The 24,621-nt window shown below is 38.2% G+C and carries 20 protein-coding genes and 1 other RNA gene; 20 read left to right on the top strand and 1 reads right to left on the bottom strand.

Going from position 1 to position 24,621, the window contains the following annotated elements; all coding sequences use genetic code 11:
• Positions 1 to 46: 46 nt before the first annotated feature.
• On the top strand, positions 47 to 742 hold the full coding sequence (locus ACLHDG_RS11005) for a hypothetical protein (RefSeq protein ID WP_415406284.1): 696 nt from the start codon (positions 47 to 49) through the stop codon (positions 740 to 742).
• A gap of 176 nt (positions 743 to 918) precedes the next feature.
• Positions 919 to 1,965 carry a hypothetical protein gene (locus ACLHDG_RS11000; protein ID WP_415406283.1) on the top strand — a complete coding sequence of 349 codons (1,047 nt, stop codon included), beginning with the start codon at positions 919 to 921 and terminating at the stop codon, positions 1,963 to 1,965.
• Positions 1,966 to 2,170: 205 nt separating this feature from the next.
• Here ACLHDG_RS11000 and ACLHDG_RS10995 read toward each other — a convergent pair whose 3' ends face one another.
• On the bottom strand, positions 2,171 to 2,383 hold the full coding sequence (locus ACLHDG_RS10995) for a hypothetical protein (RefSeq protein ID WP_415406282.1): 213 nt from the start codon (positions 2,381 to 2,383) through the stop codon (positions 2,171 to 2,173).
• Between the two features lie 257 nt (positions 2,384 to 2,640).
• Here ACLHDG_RS10995 and ACLHDG_RS10990 point away from each other — a divergent pair, with 257 nt between their 5' ends.
• The 18 genes from ACLHDG_RS10990 (at position 2,641) to ACLHDG_RS10905 (ending at position 24,621) form a co-directional block, all read left to right on the top strand.
• A complete protein-coding gene (locus ACLHDG_RS10990; protein ID WP_415406281.1) occupies positions 2,641 to 4,824 on the top strand; it encodes an NADP-dependent isocitrate dehydrogenase in 2,184 nt (727 codons plus the stop codon).
• Between the two features lie 210 nt (positions 4,825 to 5,034).
• Positions 5,035 to 6,000, top strand: coding sequence for a malate dehydrogenase (locus ACLHDG_RS10985; protein ID WP_415406280.1), 966 nt, complete (start codon positions 5,035 to 5,037; stop codon positions 5,998 to 6,000).
• 287 nt (positions 6,001 to 6,287) lie between these two features.
• Entirely contained in the window at positions 6,288 to 7,988 is a 1,701-nt protein-coding gene (locus ACLHDG_RS10980) for a 4Fe-4S dicluster domain-containing protein (protein ID WP_415406279.1), read from the top strand.
• A gap of 112 nt (positions 7,989 to 8,100) precedes the next feature.
• Positions 8,101 to 10,059, top strand: coding sequence for an FAD-binding protein (locus ACLHDG_RS10975; protein WP_415406278.1), 1,959 nt, complete (start codon positions 8,101 to 8,103; stop codon positions 10,057 to 10,059).
• A gap of 37 nt (positions 10,060 to 10,096) precedes the next feature.
• The gene (locus ACLHDG_RS10970) at positions 10,097 to 11,044 is read left to right on the top strand and encodes a malate dehydrogenase (RefSeq protein WP_415406277.1); all 948 of its coding nucleotides are present in this window, start codon (positions 10,097 to 10,099) and stop codon (positions 11,042 to 11,044) included.
• Positions 11,045 to 11,176: 132 nt separating this feature from the next.
• Positions 11,177 to 12,028, top strand: a complete 852-nt coding sequence (locus ACLHDG_RS10965) for a fumarate hydratase (protein WP_415406276.1) — start codon at positions 11,177 to 11,179, stop codon at positions 12,026 to 12,028.
• A 9-nt stretch (positions 12,029 to 12,037) separates the two neighbouring features.
• The gene (locus ACLHDG_RS10960) at positions 12,038 to 12,595 is read left to right on the top strand and encodes a Fe-S-containing hydro-lyase (protein WP_415406275.1); all 558 of its coding nucleotides are present in this window, start codon (positions 12,038 to 12,040) and stop codon (positions 12,593 to 12,595) included.
• Between the two features lie 206 nt (positions 12,596 to 12,801).
• Positions 12,802 to 14,199 (top strand): class II fumarate hydratase, encoded by a 1,398-nt coding sequence (gene fumC, locus ACLHDG_RS10955; protein ID WP_415406274.1) that lies wholly within the window; start codon positions 12,802 to 12,804, stop codon positions 14,197 to 14,199.
• A gap of 167 nt (positions 14,200 to 14,366) precedes the next feature.
• On the top strand, positions 14,367 to 15,539 hold the full coding sequence (sucC, locus tag ACLHDG_RS10950; RefSeq protein ID WP_415406273.1) for an ADP-forming succinate--CoA ligase subunit beta: 1,173 nt from the start codon (positions 14,367 to 14,369) through the stop codon (positions 15,537 to 15,539).
• Positions 15,539 to 16,411 carry a succinate--CoA ligase subunit alpha gene (gene sucD / locus ACLHDG_RS10945; protein WP_415406272.1) on the top strand — a complete coding sequence of 291 codons (873 nt, stop codon included), beginning with the start codon at positions 15,539 to 15,541 and terminating at the stop codon, positions 16,409 to 16,411. The genes sucC and sucD overlap by 1 nt, the downstream gene beginning before the upstream one ends.
• A 98-nt stretch (positions 16,412 to 16,509) precedes the next feature.
• Entirely contained in the window at positions 16,510 to 16,788 is a 279-nt protein-coding gene (locus ACLHDG_RS10940) for a cation transporter (RefSeq protein ID WP_415406271.1), read from the top strand.
• A 174-nt stretch (positions 16,789 to 16,962) separates the two neighbouring features.
• On the top strand, positions 16,963 to 17,295 hold the full coding sequence (locus tag ACLHDG_RS10935) for a 4Fe-4S binding protein (protein ID WP_415406270.1): 333 nt from the start codon (positions 16,963 to 16,965) through the stop codon (positions 17,293 to 17,295).
• Positions 17,295 to 18,470 (top strand): 2-oxoglutarate synthase subunit alpha, encoded by a 1,176-nt coding sequence (locus ACLHDG_RS10930; RefSeq protein ID WP_415406269.1) that lies wholly within the window; start codon positions 17,295 to 17,297, stop codon positions 18,468 to 18,470. The genes ACLHDG_RS10935 and ACLHDG_RS10930 overlap by 1 nt, the downstream gene beginning before the upstream one ends.
• A 2-nt stretch (positions 18,471 to 18,472) precedes the next feature.
• A complete protein-coding gene (locus ACLHDG_RS10925; protein WP_415406268.1) occupies positions 18,473 to 19,330 on the top strand; it encodes a 2-oxoglutarate ferredoxin oxidoreductase subunit beta in 858 nt (285 codons plus the stop codon).
• A gap of 10 nt (positions 19,331 to 19,340) precedes the next feature.
• Positions 19,341 to 19,901, top strand: coding sequence for a 2-oxoacid:acceptor oxidoreductase family protein (locus tag ACLHDG_RS10920; protein WP_415406267.1), 561 nt, complete (start codon positions 19,341 to 19,343; stop codon positions 19,899 to 19,901).
• A gap of 253 nt (positions 19,902 to 20,154) precedes the next feature.
• Positions 20,155 to 20,499: RNase P RNA component class A (gene rnpB / locus ACLHDG_RS10915), an RNA gene on the top strand.
• 139 nt (positions 20,500 to 20,638) lie between these two features.
• Positions 20,639 to 22,039 (top strand): dynamin family protein, encoded by a 1,401-nt coding sequence (locus ACLHDG_RS10910; protein ID WP_415406266.1) that lies wholly within the window; start codon positions 20,639 to 20,641, stop codon positions 22,037 to 22,039.
• Between the two features lie 383 nt (positions 22,040 to 22,422).
• Positions 22,423 to 24,621, top strand: a complete 2,199-nt coding sequence (locus tag ACLHDG_RS10905) for a TonB-dependent receptor (protein WP_415406265.1) — start codon at positions 22,423 to 22,425, stop codon at positions 24,619 to 24,621.

Genomic DNA, 24,621 nt, shown 5'->3' with positions numbered 1-24,621 from the left:
AAAATATATTATAATAATTTAAAATGATTAAAGAAAAGGGTTATTTATGAATAAGTTTATGATGATTATATCTGTGTTGGTTTTTGCTTTGTCTGGGCTAGTTGCTGAGGATACACGTGATGCAGTTCGAGAAGAGATACTTAAATCAATTGATGCTGTTGAACAGGCACGTCAAGATGCTGTAAATGAACTTAGAGAGACAGTAAGAGATGTAGAATCTGTGCGTGCCATGAGAGAAGGAGAGCAGAGAACTGAAGAGACGATCCAAACAAAAGTAGTTGAATCTCAAGCTGTTAGTAAGATCGAGAAATCGACTGCATTGGTCGAGAAAGCAAAAATAAATGCCAAAGAGAGCATTGTAAAAGCTGTAGCTGAAGTAGAAAAAGTTAAGGCTGAGAAAGGTACTGCAGCTGAGATAAAAACAGTAAAAATGCAGGCAATACAGAGTATGGCAAAGGCTGTCTCTTCTGTGGAAGTTGCCAAAGCAAAAGCGGCAAAAGTCATTATTGAAGAAACAGGAAAAGTTGAGCTTAGTAAAATGCAACCAGCATCAAAACCTATGGATGAAGTAGCTACACCCATCCCAGCTAAGAATATTACTGTGGTTGAGGTTACCAGGACAGTAACTGTTGTAGAGCTTGGAGAAGTATTGAAATCATCTGATGAAAATGAGATAAGCCCTGAAAAAAATAAAATAAAATCAAGTTACCCGACAAAATTTATCAGGTTTCCAGCTAAATAAATCAAAGTAAATGGGGCTAAACTAGTCTCACCCCAAGAAAAATCTACCCGCATGGGTAAAATCGTTTGCCCTCCTTGTGAAATGAAATAAATCTATTAAATTTATGTAAAGAATACTTTTTAATTAATTATTATCTGATAAACTATAATTAGAATTTCTAATAGTGAAGGATAGAAATGCTACAGAGTAAAATAATATTGGTATGGATGTTGGTAATAGGGTACGTACTGGCTGTTGATGAACAGTCAAATATTGCAAAACCTATTTTAACAGTAGAACTTCAGGGTTCTGAAGGCAATAAAGCAGTAATAGAAGAGAGTACTGAAGTTGCAGCACTTAAAGAAAAAATAAAGAAATTGGAATCAGAACTCGCAGAATATAGAAAGGGTACACCAAAAGCTGAGACGATTGCCACTGCAACAGAAGAAACGAAAGTAGTTGAATCCCCTGAACAATTTTTTAAAGGTGCAAAATTAGTACTTGGTGGGAAAACGCCTGAATATCTTACAACTTATTATGCATCCAATCCACAAAGTCTTGATGGACTTCAGGGAAAATTAAAAGCCAATGGCTTTACAGTACTTGCAACAACACCTATACTCAACGGAAAGACAGTTATTACTATCACCAATGATGAACTCCAAAAAACCAATACCCTTTTAGCTACACTTCATGTATTGGTAAATGAAGAACATGAAGTACTTGTACAAAATCCTTCATATTTTGGAGCTGCCTATCTTCAGGATAAATACAAATATGGACAGTTTTCAGCAACACTCAAAGCCCTCCAGGCAGCTTTAGGTGATATGTATGAAGTAAATGACAAGTTTGAACTCGATGATCTTTCAAAATACCAGTTTATGTTTGGGATGCCATATCTTGATGATACTATTACAGTAGCAGAGGGTGATGATCTTTTAGAAAAGGTTGAGGGAGAGCATGCCAGAAAATATGTTGCTTATACCTTGGAACTTCCAAATGGTACAATCATTGTAGGACATAAGCTCAGAAATGAAACGAAGCAATTTCTTACAAAAATTAAAGTGGAACGTAATGCCAATATTTTACCTTATGAATCTATGATTAAAGAGGGGAAAGCTGTGATACTGGATCCTAAATATTATTTGGCACTTTCTCTTCCTTTGTTACATATGTCTGATTTTATGAAGATAGCATCATCTCCTGAAGAGATAGAAAAAGATATTAAAAGAGCATATAAATAAAGGGCACCTCTAAAATAATAAAGGAGTCTCTGTCCTCTGGAGTTTGGGGACAGAGACAAGTGAGTTTTGGGAATATAGATAAATGTTTTTGGAGACTAAATTTATCTAGTTCTTGAAAGTTTAACTATTTGGAGGAAAGGGTTAATCCCCAAAACTCAACAGTGAATGGATAAGGCGTTCAATATTACGTACGCCCATATTGGGTTTATTTTTCTTCAGTAGTACCTCCTTCTGGTTTAGTTTTATCTGTTGAATCATTTGTATCTTCTTCAGTTTGCTCTGCTGCGGTTTTGGCAGCTGCAGCATCCAGTGCCACTTGTGTTACTGTAAACTCTGATTTTTCTACTTCTATATTTGCTTGTGCTGATAGGGTAGTCATCAACATTGCTGCGATAAGCATCATAAATTTTTTTGTCATTCTTTATCCTTTGTGTGTGAGGTCTTTGGAGGACCTTTTTTGGTTCCAAGTTTGATATCGGAACAAACAGATTGTAATCCAATTCTATTACCCCACTATTACCTAAAAGAAGTTTTTTATTGAAAGATAAGAGCTGTCAGCTGTGTAATATAGAAACAAATAATAAAGATAACTTTTTGGTAACCAGTAATTTAAATAGCATAACTATGAAAAAGTGCTACACTCCTACCATTAACAATCTAATTTAAGGAACAAACATGTCACAATTACCAAAAATCATATGGTCAAAAATCGATGAAGCACCAGCACTTGCTACGTATTCATTGTTACCAATCGTAAACGCGTTTACTCAAGCTGCAGGAGTTTCAGTTGTAACTTCTGATATTTCACTTGCAGGTAGAGTTCTTGCTGCTATGGGTCTTGCAGAAGACGAACTTTCTAAACTTGGAGAAGTTGTTTTAGAAGAAGATGGAAACATCATTAAACTTCCAAATATCTCTGCATCAGTAGGACAATTAAAAGATTGTATTGCAGAGCTTCAAGGTCAAGGTCACGATATTCCTAATTACCCTGAAAATCCAGCAAATGCAGAAGAAGAAGCGATTCAAGCAAAATACAGCACTTGTCTAGGTTCAGCTGTTAACCCAGTTCTTAGAGAAGGTAACTCAGACAGAAGAGCAGCTAAAGCTGTTAAAAAGTTTGCACAAAACAACCCTCATAAACTAAGAGCATTCCCTGAAAACCCAAAATCATATGTTGCACATATGGAAGGTAACGGAGATTTCTTCGGAAACGAAAAGTCTGTAACTTCTGCTAAAGACCAAAAAGTAACTATTGCACTTAATGGTAATACATTGACAACTATTGATGCACTTGCAGGTGAAATCCTTGATGGTACATATATGTCTGTTGCTGCACTTAATACTTTCTATGCAAAAACAATCGAAGATGCAAAATCAAACGATGTTTTATGGTCACTACACCTCAAAGCAACAATGATGAAAATCTCTGACCCAATTATGTTTGGTCATGGTTTTCAAGTATTCTTCAAAGATGTATTCGCTAAACATGCAGATACATTTGCAGAGCTTAAAGTTCAACCAAATCAAGGTATGTCTGACTTAGAGAAGAAAATTGCTGGTCATGCAAAAGAAGCTGAAATCAAAGCAGATTTCCTAGCAGCACTTGAATCTGACTCACCAAAACTTGCAATGGTTGACTCTGATAAAGGAACAACAAACTTCAACGCATCAAACGATGTAATTATCGATGCTTCTATGCCTGTAGTTGTTCGTGAAGGTGGTAAACAGTGGGACAGAAATGGTGATGCAGTTGAATGTGTAGCTGTTATCCCTGATTCTACTTACGCTATGTTCCATGCTGAAATGGTAGCTGATTGTGTTGCTAACGGTCAGTACGATGTAACAACAATGGGTACAATGCAAAATATTGGTCTTATGGCTCAAAAAGCAGAAGAGTATGGTTCACACCCAACTACATTTGAACTAGCAGAAGCGGGTACAGTTACTGTAACTGCTGAAGATGGTACAGTTCTTATGAGTTTTGAGTGTGAAGCTGGAGATATCTGGAGAATGAGTAGAACAAAAGATATTCCAATCAGAGACTGGGTAAGACTTACTGTTGAGAGAACAAGATTAGAAGGAATCCCTGCAATTTTCTGGTTAGATGCAAACAGAGCTCACGATGCTGAAATCAAGAAAAAAGTAGATGCTTACCTTGCAGACTTTGACACTGCTGGTTTAGATATTCAATTTATGAAAGTTACTGATGCTACTAGATTTACAAATGCTAGAGTAAGAAAAGGTGAAAATACTATCGCTGTTACAGGTAACGTTCTTAGAGATCACCTTACAGATATGTACCCGATCCTAGAGCTTGGAACATCTGCTAAAATGCTTTCTATTGTTCCATTGATCGCTGGTGGTGGATTGTATGAGACTGGTGCTGGTGGATCTGCTCCTAAGCACGTTGATCAATTCTTGGCAGAGGGTCACTTAAGATGGGATTCACTTGGAGAGTTCTTGGCACTTGCTGAGTCATTAAGATTTATCGGTCAAAAACATTCAGATGCGAAACTAGCTGCTCTTACAGCTGCACTAGATGTTGCAAACGAAGGTTACCTTGACAACAACAAAGAGCCGGGTAGAAAATGTGGACAACCAGACAACAAAGCATCTCACTTCTTCGTAGCTCAGTACTGGGCAGATGCACTTGCTAACGGTGCTGATGCTGAACTAGCTGCTAAGTTTGCACCTGTTGCTGCTGAACTTAAAGCAAAAGAAGCAACTATCATCGAAGAGCTTCTTGCTGTTGAAGGTAAAGCTCAAGACATCGGTGGTTACTTCAACCCAGATGATGCTAAAGCTGAAGCTGCGATGAGACCATCTGCAACTTTGAATGCAATCATTGACGCTATCTAATTTGATCCTATAATCAAATTAACACTACACACAGGGCATCTGCTCTGTGTAATACTTTTATAATATATTTTAAGTATTATATAAGTAGGATTTTTGACTTCTCTCGCATTACAAAACATTATTGATAATAAAAGCTATGAGTTATGTTTTGTTTGAAAGTCATCCTATGATTCGCTATTATATAAGAATTTTTAATGAAAAAGGATAAAAATGGCAAAAGGTAAAAAAGTAACGGTTATCGGTACAGGTAATTTCGGTTCTACTGTAGCATTTATATTGGCAATGAACGGTTCATGTCATAATGTTGTATTCAGAGGTAGAAACTATGATGTTGCAAAAGGTAAAGCACTTGATATGTCCCAGGCAGCTAATGCAGCTAGACAGCACACTATTGTTAAAGCGGCCAAAGGTCCTGAGGACATGGCTGATTCTGATATCGTGGTGATCACTGCGGGAGCTCCAAGAACTCCTGGCATGAGTAGAGATGATCTACTTGTTAAAAATGCAAAAATAGTTCAGTGTTATGCTAGAGAGATCAAAGAGCATGCACCAGAAGCAATTGTGGTTGTTGTTTCCAATCCACTGGACGTGATGACATATGTTGCACTCAAAGAGACTGGGTTTCCAAGAGAGCGTGTTTTAGGTATGGCAGGCATCCTTGATGCGGCGAGAATGGCACACTTTATTTATGAAAAACTGGAGTATGGTGCAGGTCAAATTCGTGCAACAGTAATGGGTGGTCATGGTGATACCATGGTTCCACTTCCTAAGTTTACTACTGTTGCCGGAGTGCCTATAGAAGACCTACTTGACTCTGAAGAGATCGGTGAGATCGTTAGAAAAACAAGAAATGGCGGGGCTGAGATCGTAAACCTTCTTGGTGACGGTTCTGCGTATTATGCACCTGCAAAATCAACCACTGTTATGGTAGAGGCTATTTTACAGGATACCAATCAGATCCACTCATGCGCGATCATGTTAGATGATGATTACGGCTATTCAGGTATCGTTTCCGGTGTACCGGTCATGATCGGTGCAGGTGGAGCAGAGAAAGTGATTCCAATGGCTCTTAAGCCACTCCAGCAGACACGATTTAAAAACTCTGTGGCATCTGTTCAAGAGATGGTAGATAAACTATATGAAATTAACTTTTTTGATCAAGAGTGTACACTCTAAGATAAAATTTAAAACTAAAAGGTAACAATCCTTTTAGTTTATACTATAATAATAAATTATGCTTATTATTCTTTTCTCTGAAAAAATGTTACCAATCCCCACACATTGACCTCACTCCCTATCTTAAACCTCTACTTATATGAATTATAACTTAAAAAGTGATATTTTGAATAACGCTTGATGTATAGTTTTGATTCTTCCACTCTGGCTTTTAAAGAGTAAATTTTATTTGTTTAAAGATAAGATCTTTTCCAATGGGAAAAAAACCAGAACGAAATAGTTGAGATTTGGCTTCAAGTGATTTTATAAAGAGGAAGTGCTTAATGGATAATCGTGATATTATTTCAACCGATGTGCTTATCGTTGGTGGTGGACCTTCTGGACTGGCAACAGCCATTGAACTGGCCAATAGTCTAAAGAAAAAAGGTCAAGAGAAAAGAATAATGCTTATTGAGAAGGGTAGCTCGATCGGCTCACATATACTTTCAGGTGCAGTGATAAGACCTAAGGTATTTAAAGACTTATTGACACAAGAGGAGTTTGATGGTATTCCGTTTGATTCTAAAGTCTCAACAGATGTAACAGTAAAACTAAATGAGAGTGGTGAGATGGAACTACCGTTCCACCCGCCATATATGAATAATGAGGGTAACTATATCGCTTCACTTGCACAGGTATGTAAGTATTTGGCAGGCATTGCTGAAGCTAAAGGTGTAGAGATATATACAGGATTTTCTGTGGATGATATGCTTTATGATGAGAATGGTAAAGTTGCAGGGGTCAAAACAAAAGATACTGGAGTTGATCATCATGGTGAGAAACAGAAAAATTATCAAGAAGGTACTGTTGTTAAAGCAGCTATCACTATTTTAGCTGAGGGTACTAGAGGAAGTCTTGCTAAGAAGGTGATTGAGAGATTTAACCTGGATTCAGCTAAGAATCCACAGATATACTCTTTAGGTGTGAAAGAGATTTGGAAAGTACCTGAGGGTAATATTGAAGCTGGTGCAGTCTATCATACCTTTGGTTATCCACTTCAAGATAAATCAGAGTTTGGTGGTGGATTTATCTATGGATTAACAGATAATAGAGTGGCTCTTGGATTGGTTGTTGGACTTGACTATGCAGATCCTAGTTTTGATACGCATGCAGCAATGCAGATTTGGAAAACGCATCCTTATGTCTCAAAATTTTTAGAGGGTGGTAACATCATTGAATTTGGTGCTAAAACTCTGCCAGAGGGTGGATGGAACTCTATGCCTAAATATTACGAAGACAATCTTATGATTGTTGGTGACAGTGCTGGCTTCTTGACTACTGCAAGACTCAAAGGTGTTCACTTGGCAGTCCGTTCAGGTATTTGTGCTGCTAGAACAGCTATGAGTGCATTTGCAAAAGGTGATACCAGTAAAAAAATGCTTGCAGAGTATGAAGAGCGAGTGAATAACAGCTTTATCTATAAAGAGATGTACCCAATTAGAAATATGAGAGCGGTTATGCAAGACGGTATGGTCCTTGGTGGACTGAAGATGGGTATTCAGTTGATTACTGGCGGTACTTGTCTCTTTGTCCCTGAAGTTGAAGCAGATAGTGATACTACTAAAAAAGTAGCTATGTATACAGGTGTTCCATTTGCCCAGCGATTTGCCGGTAAATTAGATTTCGATAAAAAACTTACTTTCGATAAAGTGACATCTGTTTTCTACTCCAAAGCAATGCATGACGAAGTGCAGCCTGTACATTTGGTTGTAAATAATGAAGCAGAGTTTCAAGCATCAAATATTGAAGAGTATGGTTTGTCGTGTGCGGCATTCTGTCCGGCTGAAGTTTATGAACTTCATACTGACAGAAACAGTGGTGCTAAATCATTAAGACTCCACGCAGAGAATTGTGTACACTGTAAAACATGTGACATTAAATCACCTAACGGGGGAATAACTTGGACTACACCTTATGGTGGCGATGGCCCAGAATATAACTATATGTAAGAACTGTTACTAAAAATGCGACTAGTCGCATGAGCCAACTGCTGAAGTTGATACAGCGTCAGCGTAGTTTTTTGGGTTTTGCTCAAAAAGCGTCATGTATAAAAGGAAAGATATGACAATAATTAGTTTAATGAAACAAGTACCACTACCATCTGAGATGAGAATGGGTGATGATGGTCTAATGGATAGAACAAAAGCAAAGTCAATTATCAATATTGACTGTCAATATGGACTAGAGGCTGGTCTTCAGATCAAAAGTGAATACCCGGATGCAAAACTTATCGTCTGTTCAATGGGACCTCCATCGTTTACAGAATCACTGGAGAATGCTTTGGCGATGGGTTATGATGAGGCGTATCTTCTAAGTGATAGAAAACTTGGTGGGTCTGATACTTATGCTACCGGATTGGCTATCTCTCACATGTTGAAACATTTAGGTTTTGGAAAAGGTCAAGATGAGGATTTCATCATTGTTGCAGGTCGTCAAACATCTGATGGCGATACAGCCCATGTACCTTCTCAGGTTGCTGAATTTATGGGGATTCCACAGGGAACATTTATTGAAACAGCTGATTTTGTAGATGGTCGTGTACACGCAAAGAGAATTATTGAGGGTGGATATCAGATGATGAGTCTTCCCCTTCCTTGTGCAATGAGTTTTACTCCAACAGGTATTGACCCAAGAAGATCAACGTTAAGTGGTGCTGTTAAAGCCAGAAAAGCTGAAATAAAAATGTTTAGTATTGATGATGTGTCATTAAGTACAGACTTTATAGGGATCGGAGTTCCTGGTGAGGGAGGAAGTCCTACTATTGTATCAAAAGTTGCAACGATTAAGAGTGAAAGAGCTCCTGCCAAAATAGCAGAGGGTCACAATGAAGTAGAGTTGGTTGATTCTCTATTGGCACAGATGAAAGAGGGTAAAAACACTCTTGAGGTTAAAGAGAAAAAAGCTAAAAAAGCTAAGAAAACAGATGATACTCTTAAACGAATTGACTTTAGAAAAGGTGCATCTGGTATCTTGACATGGGCAGAGGTGGTAAAAGGTGAAATTTCAAGACCTTCACTAGAGCTTTTGACACCTGCTAGAGACTTGGCAAACTCATTAGAAGAGGGAACAACTGTAACAACACTTATCATTGGTAAAGATGTTGGTGAATTGGCAAAAGAACTTATCGCTCATGGTGCAGATGAAGTTATAGTTGTGGACGATGATAGACTCGAAGAGTATCGTATCTTACCATTCTCTGAAATTTTTGCACAAGTTATTAAAGAGAGAGACCCGGAGATTGCTCTATTTGCCGCTACAACAGCAGGTAGAGAATTGGCTCCTAGAATCGGTGTAAAAACTGATAGTGGGGTTACTGCGGATTGTACGGAGCTTCTAATCGGTGAACATAAACATAGAAACAAAGAGACAAAAGAACAAGTGATCTATGCGCCTATCTTGGAGTCAAGAAGACCTACTTATGGTGAGTCTAAACTAGCAACCATTATCGGTTTTGTCTGTCCTCAAATTTCAACAGCTAGAGCAGGAACATTTGAAGTACCTGCAAGAGATGATAGTAAAGAGGGGAAAATAACACCATTTACACCAACACTGGATGAGTCAGAATTTGTATCTGAAATTCTTGAAACGGTTATTGGTGAAGGTGGAATGCAAGGTCTGTTTGAAGCAGATGTTATTGTAGCTGGTGGGCGAGGAACAACAAGTGATGGTATGCAGATGGTTAAAGACTTGGCAGAAGCACTTAAAGAGCAAGGCATCAATGCTGAGTGGGCAGCGAGTCGTGTGATGGTTGATGAAGGTGTTTCGGAGTATGCTAGACAGATCGGTCAAACAGGTAAAACAGTCCGACCAAAAGTGTATGTTGCTGTTGGTATCTCTGGTGCTGTTCAACATATCGCCGGTATAAAAGAGTCTGAAACGATCATTGCAATTAACTCTAATGCAAAAGAGACGATCTTTGCAAACTCTGATTTTGGAATAGTGGGTGAATATGAAGATATTTTACCTGAATTGATCGAACAGGTTAAAAATGGCTTTACTTTTGGTTTGGAAGTTAAGTAAACTATAAAATTAAAAAAATTATTTCTTAGGAGGAAGTATGACAGGAAAAAAAGTAGCAATTATAGGGGCAGGAGCAGTTGGTGCAGCAGCAGCATACAGTTTAGCATTTACAGGAACGTGTCATAGAATACTACTCTATGATATTTTCCCGGAGGTAGCCATAGGTAAAGCAATAGATATTGCTCAATCTACTAACTATTCTCCAAGAGGGACAGTGGTTGAGGCAGCGGTCAAGCCTGAAGATATCAAAGATTGTGATGTTGTGGTTATCACTGCAGGTGTACCAAGAAAAAAAGATATGACCAGAGCAGACCTGCTTAATATCAATGCAGGTATTGTCAAAGAGGTTACAGGGCATATCAAGAAGTATTCACCAAATGCTATTATCCTTTGTGTCTCCAATCCACTGGATGTCATGACTTATGTTGTACACAAAGTGACAGGTTGGGATAAAAATAGGATCATAGGTATGGGTGGAGCTTTGGATGCTTCTAGAATGGCATATCAGATCAGAAGAAAAACAGGTTTTGGTGCAGCACAGATCAAACCTATGGTCTTGGGTGACCATGGTGAAAATATGATACCATATCCGGATATCACCAATGTTGGTGGTGTACCATTGGATCAAATTGTATCAAAAGAAGATATGCAAGATATTATTGCTAAGACTAAAGATGGTGGTGCTGAGATAGTGAAATACCTGAAAACTTCAGCTTTCTTTGCTCCGGGGCGTGCGATCTCTATTATGGTAGAGGCGATCTTGAGTGATGAAGAGAAAGTCATTCCTAGCTGTGCCATGTTAGATGGTGAGTATGGCCATAGTGATGTTACTGTTGGTGTTCCATGTGTTATTGGTGCTAACGGTATTGAAAAAGTGATCGAGCTTGATCTGGATGACGAGACCAAAGCAAAGTTCGCCAAGTCTGTTGAGTCGATCAAAGAAAATATCGCTATCTTAACAGACAGTGGATTTTTTGACTCATAGATTACCATACTTCCCATAGGGCTTGAGGTTTTCTCAAGCTCTTTTCTATTTCACGCCCCTTCATACAGTTTTAACAAACCTCATTGTAAAATACTTCATACTATATATAAATATAAATCAGGAGAGATTTTAATGAGAGAAATTGAATTTGACGTTGTAGTCAAAGCAGTAAGAGATATCATCGTTCATTGCGGTACAGATCTACCAAAAGATACGTATGATGCGTTAGAGACTGCTATGGAGAATGAGAAATCTCCAGTAAGTAAAGAGGTTATTCGCCAAATACTTGAAAATGCTGATATCGCGAAAGATGAAAAAAGACCACTATGTCAAGATACAGGGTTAGCTGTATTTTTTGTAAATGTAGGTGATGAAGTGAAGATCAAAGGTGGACTTTTAAGAGATGCTATTAACAAAGGTACAGAGCAAGGGTATACAGATGCGTACCTTAGAGCTTCTACTTGTGAACCTTTCAGTCGCGCAAACCTGAAAGATACAGTAGGATACAATCTCCCTGCTATCATCCACTTCGATATCGTTGCCGGTGATAAAATAGACATTGAATATGCTGCAAAAGGCGGTGGTTCTGAAAATGTCTCTCGTGCAAGAGTTTTCCCTCCGGCAGCGGGTAAAGAGGGGATCATAAATTATGTAAAAGAGGTGATCTCTGATGCAGGTGGAAATCCTTGTCCTCCTATAACAGTTGGTGTAGGTATCGGTGGTACATTTGAAAAAGCATGTATCTCTTCCAAGCATGCTCTTTTTAGAGATATCGGTTCTGTACATCCTGATCCTGAAATGGCTGAGATGGAAGCAGAAATGATGACTCAGATAAACAATCTTGGTATCGGTGCGATGGGTATGGGTGGAACAAAAACGGCTTTGGCTGTGCATATAGAGTCTAACCCTTGTCATATTGCTTCTTTACCGGTTTCAGTGAATGTTCAGTGTCACTCTTCAAGACATACACACATTACAATATAAGGAGAAGAGATGGCAAATTATACTTTAACAACTCCACTTACTTCTGAAGATACAAAAAAACTTCAAGCTGGTGATACGGTTTTACTTAATGGTACGATCTTTACAGCTAGAGACGCAGCACACAAAAGACTGGTAGAGCTTATTGAAAAAGGTGAAGAGCTTCCTTTTGATCTTGAAGGCTCTATTATCTACTTTGTTGGACCGACACCTCCTAAGCCGGGTGACCCTATCGGTAGTGCCGGACCAACAACGTCTTACAGAATGGATTCATTTTCTCCAACGATGTTGAAACATGGTTCAAAAGGGATGATCGGTAAGGGTAAACGTAATCAAGCAGTAAAAGATGCCTGTGTTGATTACGATGGTATCTACTTTGGTGCTACAGGTGGTGCAGGTGCATTGCTTGGTAAACAGATCACTTCTGCTGAAATCATCGCTTACCCTGAACTTGGACCAGAGGCAGTACGTAAGATCACGGTTAAAGATTTTCCTGTAACTGTGATCAATGATACACATGGAAATGACCTCTATCAAATGGGTAGAGCACAGTATGAAGTTAAAGATTAAAATCCAATGCAGCGAAGGACTAAATCCTGAGTCGTACAAGAGCTAAAGCTCAATACAGTGAGGAACTAAATTCCAAGTCGTACAAGGATTAAAAAACTTGTAGGGTGCATTTGCTAACGCACCCTACTATTCTTTTAAATTTTCCAACTCTAATCATTAATCAAAATAGTGTATTATAAGAAATAATGATCTATAAAAGGATTCAAATGGATTATAGAATAGAAAAAGACACTATGGGAGAAGTAAAAGTCCCTGCAGATAAATACTGGGCAGCACAGACACAAAGATCTATACATAATTTCGAGATAGGAAATGAAAAAATGCCTTTGGAAGTAGTCTATGGTTTTGCCAATCTAAAAAAAGCTTGTGCTTTGGTCAATCAGGAGTTAGGTCGTCTTGATGATGCTAAAACATCTGCTATCTCTCAGGCATGCGAAAGTATCTTGTCAGGAGCACTGGATAATAATTTTCCTCTAGTTGTATGGCAAACAGGTTCAGGTACGCAGTCAAATATGAATGTGAATGAAGTGGTGGCAAATAAGGCAAATGAGTTACTTGGTGGAGACTTCACCAAAGAGAAGCTTGTACACCCAAATGATGATGTAAACAAAGGTCAAAGTTCCAATGATACTTATCCAACAGGTATGCGTATCGCTGAAGTGCTTGCAGTGACTGACGATCTGATCCCTTCACTTGAACAACTAAAAGCAACACTAAATGGTAAAGCAAAAGCATTTTCCGACATCGTAAAGATCGGAAGAACACACCTACAAGATGCTACACCGCTTACATTGGGGCAGGAACTTTCCGGATATGTAGCGATGTTAGAGACAAATCTCAAACAGATCAATGATGCCTTGGTGTATTGTAGAGAGCTTGCCATTGGGGGTACAGCAGTGGGTACGGGTCTTAACTCTCATCCGGAGTTTTCACAGAGAGTAGCTGTGCAACTCAATAGATTTATGGCTAAAAATTATGGGTTTGTTTCTCAACCGAACAAATTTCATGCATTGACAGGACATGATGCTGAGGTTGTACTTTCCGGAGCACTTAAAGCACTTGCTGCAAACCTTATGAAAATAGCAAATGATGTAAGATGGCTGGCTTCAGGTCCTCGGTGTGGGATAGGTGAGATCTCAATCCCTGCAAATGAACCGGGTTCTTCTATCATGCCGGGGAAAGTTAATCCTACGCAAGCAGAAGCGATAACAATGGTAGCAGTACAGGTGATGGGTAATGATGCAACAGTAGGTATCGCTGCCTCTCAGGGTAACTTTGAACTCAATGTTTTTAAACCGGTCATCGCATATAATATTTTACAGTCAACAAAGCTTTTGGCAGATGCAATGAGAAGTTTTGATACAAATTGTGCAGAGGGTATTGAACCGATTAGAGATAACATTGAAAAATTCCTCAATGATTCGTTAATGTTGGTAACAGCACTTAATCCTCATATCGGGTATGAAAATGCAGCAAAGATCGCTAAAACTGCACATGCCAATGGTACAACACTCAAAGTTGAAGCTGTAGCACTTGGTTTACTGACCGCTGAAGAGTTCGATAAGTATGTTAAACCGGAAGATATGATAGCTCCAAAGGAGTAGATTTATCATCATTCTGAACTAGTTTCAGGATGATATGTGTCGTTGTCTCTAAACTGTGTAAAAATTTACCACTTTTTTAAAATCACCCCGCATAATAATTCAATTAACCAAATATTATCTCTGTTAGTCGTATAATAAAGGAACTTATTGTAAAAAAAGGAGACTATGTGAATATACATGAATATCAGGCGAAACAGGTTTTTGCGAAGTATGATATACCGGTACCAAAAGGTATTATGGTTGAAAGCGTAAAAGATGCAGTGATCGCTGCAGAAGAACTGGGTGGTCCTGTTTGGGTTGTTAAAGCTCAAATTCACGCAGGTGGTCGTGGTCTTGGTGGTGGTGTTAAACTTGCTAAGAGTCTTGACGAAGTAGAAGAGTTAGCGAATGAAATCCTTGGTATGACTTTGGTAACACACCAAACAGGTCCAGAGGGTAAATTGGTTCAAAAACTGTATATCGAAGATGGTGCGGACATTCAGTCAGAGCTTTACCTTTCTGTTGTTCTAGACAGAAAATTGGAAATGCCTCTTATCATGGCATCTACTGAAGGTGGTATGAACATCGAAGATGTTGCAGAAAATACACCTGAGAAGATCGTTACTGTTCCAGTTGATCCAGCTATAGGTTTCCAAGGTTTCCATGGTCGTGAATTAGCATTTGGTTTAGGTATCTCTGACAAGGCTGAGCAGAAAAATATTATCACATTTGCACAAAAACTTTTCAAACTTTACATGGAAAATGATGCAGAGATGATCGAGATCAATCCACTTGTTAAAACAGGTAAGGGTGAATTCATCGCACTTGACGGAAAAATGGGCTTCGATAACTCTGCTCTTGGACGTCAACCGGAAATTGCTGCGATGAGAGACTTGACGGAAGAAGATCCAGATGAAGTAGAAGCTGCTCACTATGGTCTTTCTTACGTAGCACTAGATGGTGAGATCGGTTGTATGGTAAATGGTGCCGGTCTTGCGATGGGTACTATGGATACTATTAACCACATGGGTGGAACACCTGCAAACTTCCTTGATGTTGGTGGTTCTGCAAATGCTGAAACAGTGGCTAAAGGTTTTGAGATCATTCTTAAAAACCCTAAAGTAAAAGCGATCTTCGTAAACATCTTTGGTGGTATCGTTCGTTGTGACCGTATTGCTAACGGTATTATCGAAGCGACTAAGATCACTGACGTTAACGTTCCTGTTATCGTTCGTCTTGATGGAACAAATGCTCCGGAAGCATCTGAAATTCTTAAAAATGCAAATATCGCTAACTTAATCGTTGGTAATGATCTAGGTGACGGTGCTGCAAAAGCAGTAGCGGCAGCGAAAGGAAACTAATGTCAATTCTAGTAAATAAAGATTCAAAAGTAATCGTTCAAGGTTTCACAGGTAAAGAGGGTTCTTTCCACGCAGAACAGTGTATTGATTATGGTACAAACATCGTAGGTGGTGTTACGCCAAACAAGGGTGGTCAAACTCACCTTGGTCAACCAGTGTTTAACACAGTTGCAGAAGCAGTGAAAGCTACAGGAGCAACTGTATCTATGATCTTTGTTCCACCTGCATTTGTTGGTGACGCAGTAATGGAAGCAGCTGAAGCTGGTATCGAACTTGCAGTAATTATTACTGAAGGTGCACCGGTTAAAGATATGCAAGCTGCTAAAGCGCATGCTACTAAGCACGGTATGATGACTATTGGGCCAAACTGTCCAGGTGTTATCACTGCTGATGAGTGTAAGATAGGGATCATGCCAGGTATGATCTTCAAAAAAGGTAATGTTGGTCTTATCTCTAAGTCTGGTACATTGACATACGAAGGTGCAAACCAAGTATGTAATGAAGGTTTTGGTATTACAACGGCTGTTGGTATTGGTGGAGACCCGATCATCGGTCTTTCATATAACCAGATCTTACCAATGTTCGAAGCAGATCCGGATACTGAATGTATCGTAATGATCGGTGAGATCGGTGGAGACCTTGAAATCCAAGCGGCTAAACTGATCAAAGAGCAGATCACTAAACCAGTTGTAGCTTTTATTGCAGGTCAAACTGCACCTAAAGGTAAAACTATGGGTCACGCTGGAGCGATCGTTTCTGGTTCAGCTGGAACAGCTAAAGAGAAAATGGAAGCATTGGAGGCAGCTGGTGTTAAAGTTGTTGTTTCTCCTGCTGAGATCGGTAAAGCGGTTAAAGAACTTTTATCTAAATAAATTTTTAAGACAAGGCATCTGCCTTGTCTTTGCACTATCTTCCATACAATTCTTACATACATATCTCCTATATTATTTAAAAAGATAAAGGTAACAAAATGATACAAACATTTAAAGTCATCAATGTAAAATGTGGTGGTTGTGCCTCTATACTAAAGGAAAAACTCTTTGATAAATTTGGTGAAGTTGAGGTAAACCTTGAAAAAGAACCTCGTGAAATTACTTTAAATATTGAAGAAAAAGAGATACCTGCATTGGGAGAAACACTTAAAAAACTGGGTTATCCTTTCATTACAGAGAAGATGGGATTTGTAGATGGTACCTCTGCAAAAGCAAAAAGTTTTGTCTCTTGTGCACTAGGTAAAATGAATACATAATCAGAGCAAAAAACTCCTGTTTATGTTGCTTCAAAAGGTAACAACCTCTCTTATAGTAACAATAATTCCAACTTATTCATACCATCCTTACAAAAAGTAAGTTATCCTCGTTTTAGTGAATAGGGCAATGCCCTACAAATCTCACTTAATTTTAACAAATAAAAAGGGGAACCAATGGCAGCAATGACAGCTCCAGCTAATACTCCGGTATGGGTAAATACTGATAGATGTAAAGCGTGTGACATTTGTGTGGACGCATGTCCGGCAGGTGTACTTTCTATGAAGGCGGATCCACATTCAACACTCGGTGCAAATATTGAGATTATAGCTATAGACGCATGTATTGGATGTAATGAGTGTGAACTCTCATGTCCGGATTTTGCTATCTATGTAGCAGAGAAAAGTGAATTCAAATTTGCAAAATTGACAGACAGTTCAAAAGCAAGACAAGAAGCTATTATGAATAATGGCTTTAGACTACCTACAGATTATAAGGAGGCTAACTAATGGCATCAGATGCAAATAGTCAAGGAAAAATAAACGCAGAGGGTAAACGTGAAGTTGTAATGGTCGGTAACCACCTTGCAGCACTTGCAGCAGTTGATTCTGGTTGTAAGTTCTTTGGTGGATATCCTATTACACCTTCAACAGAAGTCATGGAAGCGATTTCAGACTTCTTACCTAGAGTGGGTGGAACATGTATCCAAATGGAAGATGAAATTGCCGGTATCGCAGTTGCGATCGGTGCTTCTATGTCAGGTGTGAAGTCGATGACTGCAACATCAGGACCTGGTATTTCACTAAAAGCAGAGAATCTTGGACTTGCTCAAATGGCAGAAGTTCCTTTGGTTGTAGTAAACGTTATGAGAGGGGGACCATCAACAGGTCTTCCAACACGTGTTGCTCAGGGTGATGTTTCTCAAGTAAAAACACCATCTCACGGTGACTACAAGTCTATCGCACTATGTGCTGGTACATTGGCTGAGTGTTATACTGAAACAGTAAGAGCATTTAACCTTGCAGACAGATTTATGCAACCGGTATTTGTACTTTTAGATGCAACACTTGGTCTTATGCATGCTAAAGCTGTACTTCCTACAGTGGAAGAAGTAGAAGCCGGTGTGGTTCCAAGAAAAACATTTGACGGTTCAAACGAAGATTATAGACCATATGGTGTAGAGCAAGATGAAGCAGCAGTACTGAACCCAATGTTCCAAGGGTACAGATATCACTTTACAGGTCTTCACCATGATGGTAAAGGTTTCCCGACTGAAGAGATCGAGACTTGTAGAAAGCTTATCGACAGACTTTTCAAAAAAGTGGATGATCATCTTGATGAGATCGAACTTAATGAAGAGTATATGTTGGATGATGCAGAGATCCTTCTTATCGGTTACGGTTCAGCAGCACTTGGTATTAAAGAAGCGGTAAACAGATTAAGAAAAGAAGGTATTAAAGTAGGTATGTTCAGACCTATTACTTTATGGCCAAGTCCACAAGCTAGAATATATGAACTTGGACAAAAGTTTGACAAAATACTTTCTGTTGAGCTTAACATGGGTCAATACCTTGAAGAGATACAAAGATGTACGGGAAGATTGGATATTGAAAAGCTTATTAAAGTTAACGGACGTCCATTCTCACCTAAAGATATTATGGATAAAGTGAAGGAGATTGTTTAGTCATGGCATTTAATTACGATAGTTATTTAAGAATGGAAAAGATGCCAACACTTTGGTGTTGGGGTTGTGGAGACGGTATCGTCTTAAAAGCGTTTGTGAGAGCAGTTGACTCTTTAGGTTACTCTAAAGATGACATTTGTGTTGTATCCGGTATTGGTTGTTCAGGAAGATTCTCTTCTTATGTTGACTTCAACACGATTCACACTACGCATGGTAGAACAGTTGCTTTTGCAACAGGTGTTAAACTGGCTAATCCAACGAAAAAAGTGGTTGTGGTAACTGGTGACGGTGATGCATTTGCTATTGGTGGTAACCATAGTATCCATGGTGCAAGAAGAAACATCGATCTTACAATGATCGTTATTCAAAACTTTATTTATGGTTTGACTAACTCACAAACATCTCCTACCACACCTCAAGGTATGTGGACAGTTACACAAAAGATCGGTAACATTGACCCTACTTTTGATGCATGTAAACTTATGGAAGCGTCTGGTGCAACTTTTGTAGCACGTGAGTCTGTAACAGCACCTAAGAAACTTGAAAAGATCTTCAAAGCAGCACTAGAGCATAAAGGTTTCTCTTATGTTGATGCATTGACTAACTGTCACGTTAACTTGGGTCGTAAAAACAAAATGGTTGCTGCTATGGACGTACTTGACTGGATCGACAGTATCACTGTTTCTAAAAAGAAATATGATGCAATGACACCGGAAGAGCAGATGAACTTGCTTCCAACAGGTATTTTAAAGCAAGATGAAACTCAAAGAGAGTACTGTGATGCATACCAAATGGTAATCGATGCTCATCAAGGTAAAAGAAGCAAAATCACTCAAGATGATTTTGAGAAAAAAATATAAAGGAGACACAATGGCAAGACAAGTATTAAGATTTACGGGTGTTGGTGGACAGGGTGTTCTTCTTGCAGGTGAGATTTTTGCATCTGCTAAGATCAACTTAGGTGGATTTGGTGTTAAAACTGCAACCTATACATCACAAGTACGTGGGGGACCAACGGTTGTTGATATTCAATTGGATGATGAAGAGATCTGGTACCCACATGCAGTAGATGGTGAAGTTGACTTTATGCTTTCTGTTGCAGATGCATCGTACCAACTTTTCAAAAATGGTGTACGGGATGGTGCGACGATCGTGATCGAACCAAACCTAGTATATCCAAGTGATGAAGATAGAAAAAGATGGAATATCGTTGAGATACCTATTATTACTATCGCTAAAGAGGAAGTAAAACTTGTTCTTACTCAATCAGTTGTTGCACTAGCAATTGCTAACACGTATCAGCATGCAATTGATGATGAAACGTTAAAAGCAACTATGCTTTCAGCTGTACCTGAAAGATTCCATACGCCGAACATCTTGGCATATGATCTTGGTAAAAAATACGCAGAAGAAGCTATAGCAAAAGCATAAGTTGCTTGCTTCACTGCATCTTTGAGGGAGTTTGTTCAGTCACGTACTGACGTACGCTCCCTCTCAACAACCCTCAAATCTACAGCAAATCAAACAACTTATTGATTATAAACCCTTTTTATCTAACTCTAAGTTCCATCTAAATAAATTTCACTATTCACTATTCACTATTCACTATTCACTATTCACTATTCACTATTCACTATTCACTATTCACTATTCACTATTCACTATTTCTATGCTATAATTCGCGTAGGTGCAATAGGTAGTTGCTGGTGGTGTTAACCACGAGAGGAAAGTCCGGGCTGCATGTGAGACAGGACTCCATCTAACGGATGGCCAGAGTAATCTGAGGGCAAGTGCAACAGAAAGTAGGTAGCCACTTCGGTGGTCATAGTGAAAGGGTGGGGTAAGAGCCCACCGGTGCCTGTGGTAACATGGGCAGGCCAGGTAAACCCTGTCCGCAGCAAGAAGTATATGGTATAAGTCTCACAAGCTGTTAGATCAGCACACATACTTCGCTTGAGCGTTATGGCAACATAACGCCTAGATAAATAACTACCCACGACAAAACCCGGCTTATCGTTGCACCTGACTAAATAGCACAGCTTATCATAACTTCACATATACCCCATATCCATGGCTAATTATCATTTGTAACACTAACTAAACTACTTCATAATCTGAGTTAAAATCCATTAGGGTATAATATATCATCTTATGATAAGGATACGATAATGATGCCAGAAGAGCGATATAAAAAACTCAAAGAGTATCTTTCTGCAGAGAACCCTGTTCTCTTGGATGTAATAGATAAATATAAAGCATTAGACAAGCTGGGGCATAAGATAGGTCTCATAGAACCTAATGAAACCTATACAAGCCATATCTCCTGGTGGCCGATGATCTCTATATTGGGAACATTTTCTGCGGGAAAATCATCTTTTATCAATGAATATATAGGTAGCTCTATCCAACAAAGTGGAAATCAGGCGGTAGATGATAAGTTTACTGTGATCTGTTATGGTAATAACGAAGAAGCAACAACACTACCGGGACTAGCACTGGATGCGGATCCCCGTTTTCCTTTTTATAACATCAGTGAAGAGATAAATAAGGTAGATTCCGGAGAAGGAAATCGTGTTAATCTTTATCTTCAACTTAAAACACTTAAATCTCCAAAAATCAAAGGCAAAATACTTATAGACTCTCCAGGCTTTGATGCAGATAGTCAACGAGACGGTATTTTACGTATCACAAACCATATTGTAGAGATGTCAGATCTGGTTCTGATCTTTTTTGACGCACGCCATCCGGAACCCGGAGCTATGCGTGATACATTGGAACATCTGGTTGCAACAACCATTGGGCATAAAGATTCCAATAAAGTACTTTATATCCTTAACCAGATCGACACAACAGCTAAAGAGGATAACTTGGAAGATGTTATCTCTTCTTGGCAAAGAGCTCTTGCTAAAGAGGGTCTTATTTCAGGAAACTTTTATAGTATCTATAATGAAAATGTGGCTACTTCTATCGATGATGAGGATATGCAAAAACGTCTTGAAAGTAAAAAAAATACAGATCTTGCACGCATTGTTGATCGTATGGATAAGGTGAGTATAGAGCGTGCTTATCGTATTATTAAGGCGCTTGATGATTTTTCCAGAGAGATGAAAGAAGAAAAACTGCCACTGCTCCAAGAGGTATTACAGGAGTGGGGACGTAAGGTACTTTGGACAGATATAAGTGTAGTTGTTTTACTTCTTATCGTGGTTGGAGTACTTCAATTTCAATTTAATGTATTGGAACTCATGAGCTCTCCGGTCAGTATGATGGTTGGTGGGGGTCTCTTTGTAGTTGTTCTTTTGCTTGTACATATGAAAGCCCGTAGTTTTTTTGCACGCTCAGCCTCAAAAAAATGGAAAGAGAAAGATATCAGTATTTCAAAAGCGATCATACATAATACTAAATGGTGGAGAACAACCTTTGGTTTTGGACGTAATTGGCATAAAAATACAAAAGCTAAACTTGATCAGCTTATGACACAAGGAAGAGAAGCAATACAAAAACTGAATGATCAGTTTGTTAGTTCTTCGGCTACTGCAAATGAGAAAAATGAAATGGAGAAAGCATAATTTTATAATAATAAGAAATATTTAGATTCTATCTATTAAGTGATGATATAATCATCTTATCTGCAAGTTTATCATCACACTGCCCCAAATACAGTTTAATGTTGTTTGTACAAATTGTGTCCAATAATTTTTTCCATAATCTTAACAATGATATCTTTGATGCCATTACAGTTCTTCTGCTGTAGTGTATCAAGTGATTGAACTCTTTGATAAATTTTATTATAAAGATATTTAGCTACTAAAGATTAGTGCTTAAATGCATTAGCATATATACACAATTAGCTATCTATTAATGAAAGATAAACAAATATTTCTCATAATTAACACTTAATTAACAGTAGTTTGTCAAGATATGTAACTTTTTCTGAGGAGGAGAATAATAAATGAAACAAATTAGGTACTCGTTAGTGGTGGCTTTAGCAATAGCTGCTACATTAAACGCAAGTGAAGATTTAGGGTTGATCACGGTTGAGTCAACAACAATTGATGATAAATTTGATGCAAAAAAAATGGAAGTTTCAAATACTACAACACTGAAAGGTTCTGAGATTGAAGAATATCATGCAGAAAATTTGGCAGATGTATTAAATAACAACATTCCCGGTCTAACAGTAAGGAAAAATGAGGGAGACTCCAATAAAATACATATCAGAGGTGTTGCCGGTGAAATGTATATGGGAGAAAAACCTGGTGTTGCTATAGTAATCGATGGTGTTCCTGTACAAGAGAGAGCCGGTAGTGTCAATATAGATATGGATAATATTGAATCTGTCAAAGTTATCAAGGGTGGTGCTTCTTATCTTTACGGAAATGATGCTTTGGCAGGTGCTGTAGTCATCACTACAAAAAGACCAAAAGCAAAAAATGAAGGATATGTCACTGCGGAAAGTGGAAGTCATGGATATCAGAAATATTTAGCGAACTATATGGGAAGTACTGAAAATTTTGCTTATGAACTTCAAGGAAGCTATAAAGCAAGTGACGGATATTGGGAAGATTCAGATTACTGGGCAAAATCATTTAATGGTAAATTACAATACTACATTGATGAGACCAGTGATATTACATTTGGAGCAGATATATCCAGTAGATATGAAAATGATTCAGGTTCCATTACGCATACGACTTATAATAAAGGTACAGGGGTATATACAAATAATGTTGAAACCAATCCAACAAGTATAGGTGAGGTAGGTTATTCAACAGATTATGATATCGATCTGTCCAAATATTTTATAACATACTCAAAAGATTTTGACAATAATTCAAACTTAATGGCGCAACTCTATAGATATGAAGATACAACAAAAAATAAAAGTGGTAAATTTGACAGTAATGATGATGGTGTAGACGACGATCACCTTACTAATGCTTATGCCAATACACTTCAAAATGGTTTAAAATCTGAGTACAGAATGGATGGTGAGGCACTGGCTTATATGGTTGGACTTGATATCGCAAGAAATGAAGAAGATAGAAATAGCATAGATAGGGTCAATGATAGAGTTAGAGGAACATTATATACTATTGGAAACGTTAGAAGTGATAGTAGTTTTACAGAAGATATCAGTGCTTTATACGGAGAACTGAAATATCAAATAAACGATAAACTTGTTGCTACAGCAAATGCAAGATATGATCATATGGAATATGATTATACTAATAATCTGACTTCAGATACTTGGGATAAAGATTTTGATGAGTTGTCATATAGAATTGGTGCAACGTATAAGTTGGAAGAGAACTCTATTTTTTATGCCAGTATATCAACAGGTTTTAGGGTACCTACAATCAGTCAGATGTATGCAGGAGATCTGAGTACATCAACATATTCTGGAACATACGTGAATAATACAGATATCGATACAGAAAAAACATATAATTATGAATTTGGATATAGAGGAAAAAATGATCTGATCACTTATGATGTTGCTATTTTCCAACTTGATAGAGACGATGTTATTGGTCGAAGCAGTGGTAATTATGCTTCTACATCAGGCATGGAAATATATTATGACAATATGGCTGATGTTCGAAATAGAGGGCTTGAACTGAGTATGAACAGTGATAGAAGTAAAGATTTTTATTTTATGTTTAACTATGCATATTTAGATGCAGAATATACAAGATATGATGAGTATAACTTGATCATATATGATGAAAATGCAGGTTATAGGGGTAGTGGTGGCACTGTTGTAGCAGGTACTTATGACTTAGCTGGTAATACAGTACCAAGAACATCAAAACATTCAATCTATCTTGAAGGAAATTATTGGGCTACGCCAAATTGGCTGCTTACTGCTGGAGTAAACTATAAATCAAGTCAATATGCAGATGATATGAATCTAGTGAAAGTTGATGGCTATGCAGTGGCTAATTTAAAAACCAAATACAATCTAAAAGTGTCAGACTTTGATATAGAACTGTTTGCATTGGTTGATAATCTATTTGATGAGCAATACTATATGATGCCAAGAGTTACAGGTGACAGAAATGAGGATGGTTTATATGATGAAAGAGATATGGGACTTACCGTAAATCCTGGACGTGTTTATACTGTTGGATTAAGTGTAAAGTTTTAG

This window comes from Sulfurovum iocasae (assembly GCF_047716765.1).
Classification (GTDB): Bacteria; Campylobacterota; Campylobacteria; order Campylobacterales; family Sulfurovaceae; genus Sulfurovum.
Note: the sequence above shows the minus strand (reverse complement) of the source record. Positions and strands in the feature narration are given on the sequence as shown.

Excerpts from the sequence above, each read along its gene's own strand:
- ACLHDG_RS11005 (WP_415406284.1), top strand. The coding sequence starts at position 47 with ATGAATAAGTTTATGATGATTATATCTGTGTTGGTTTTTGCTTTGTCT.
- ACLHDG_RS11000 (WP_415406283.1), top strand. The coding sequence starts at position 919 with ATGCTACAGAGTAAAATAATATTGGTATGGATGTTGGTAATAGGGTAC.
- ACLHDG_RS10995 (WP_415406282.1), bottom strand. The coding sequence starts at position 2,383 with ATGACAAAAAAATTTATGATGCTTATCGCAGCAATGTTGATGACTACC.
- ACLHDG_RS10990 (WP_415406281.1), top strand. The coding sequence starts at position 2,641 with ATGTCACAATTACCAAAAATCATATGGTCAAAAATCGATGAAGCACCA.
- ACLHDG_RS10985 (WP_415406280.1), top strand. The coding sequence starts at position 5,035 with ATGGCAAAAGGTAAAAAAGTAACGGTTATCGGTACAGGTAATTTCGGT.
- ACLHDG_RS10975 (WP_415406278.1), top strand. The coding sequence starts at position 8,101 with ATGACAATAATTAGTTTAATGAAACAAGTACCACTACCATCTGAGATG.
- ACLHDG_RS10970 (WP_415406277.1), top strand. The coding sequence starts at position 10,097 with ATGACAGGAAAAAAAGTAGCAATTATAGGGGCAGGAGCAGTTGGTGCA.
- ACLHDG_RS10965 (WP_415406276.1), top strand. The coding sequence starts at position 11,177 with ATGAGAGAAATTGAATTTGACGTTGTAGTCAAAGCAGTAAGAGATATC.
- ACLHDG_RS10960 (WP_415406275.1), top strand. The coding sequence starts at position 12,038 with ATGGCAAATTATACTTTAACAACTCCACTTACTTCTGAAGATACAAAA.
- fumC (WP_415406274.1), top strand. The coding sequence starts at position 12,802 with ATGGATTATAGAATAGAAAAAGACACTATGGGAGAAGTAAAAGTCCCT.
- sucD (WP_415406272.1), top strand. The coding sequence starts at position 15,539 with ATGTCAATTCTAGTAAATAAAGATTCAAAAGTAATCGTTCAAGGTTTC.
- ACLHDG_RS10940 (WP_415406271.1), top strand. The coding sequence starts at position 16,510 with ATGATACAAACATTTAAAGTCATCAATGTAAAATGTGGTGGTTGTGCC.
- ACLHDG_RS10935 (WP_415406270.1), top strand. The coding sequence starts at position 16,963 with ATGGCAGCAATGACAGCTCCAGCTAATACTCCGGTATGGGTAAATACT.
- ACLHDG_RS10930 (WP_415406269.1), top strand. The coding sequence starts at position 17,295 with ATGGCATCAGATGCAAATAGTCAAGGAAAAATAAACGCAGAGGGTAAA.
- ACLHDG_RS10925 (WP_415406268.1), top strand. The coding sequence starts at position 18,473 with ATGGCATTTAATTACGATAGTTATTTAAGAATGGAAAAGATGCCAACA.
- ACLHDG_RS10920 (WP_415406267.1), top strand. The coding sequence starts at position 19,341 with ATGGCAAGACAAGTATTAAGATTTACGGGTGTTGGTGGACAGGGTGTT.
- ACLHDG_RS10910 (WP_415406266.1), top strand. The coding sequence starts at position 20,639 with ATGATGCCAGAAGAGCGATATAAAAAACTCAAAGAGTATCTTTCTGCA.
- ACLHDG_RS10905 (WP_415406265.1), top strand. The coding sequence starts at position 22,423 with ATGAAACAAATTAGGTACTCGTTAGTGGTGGCTTTAGCAATAGCTGCT.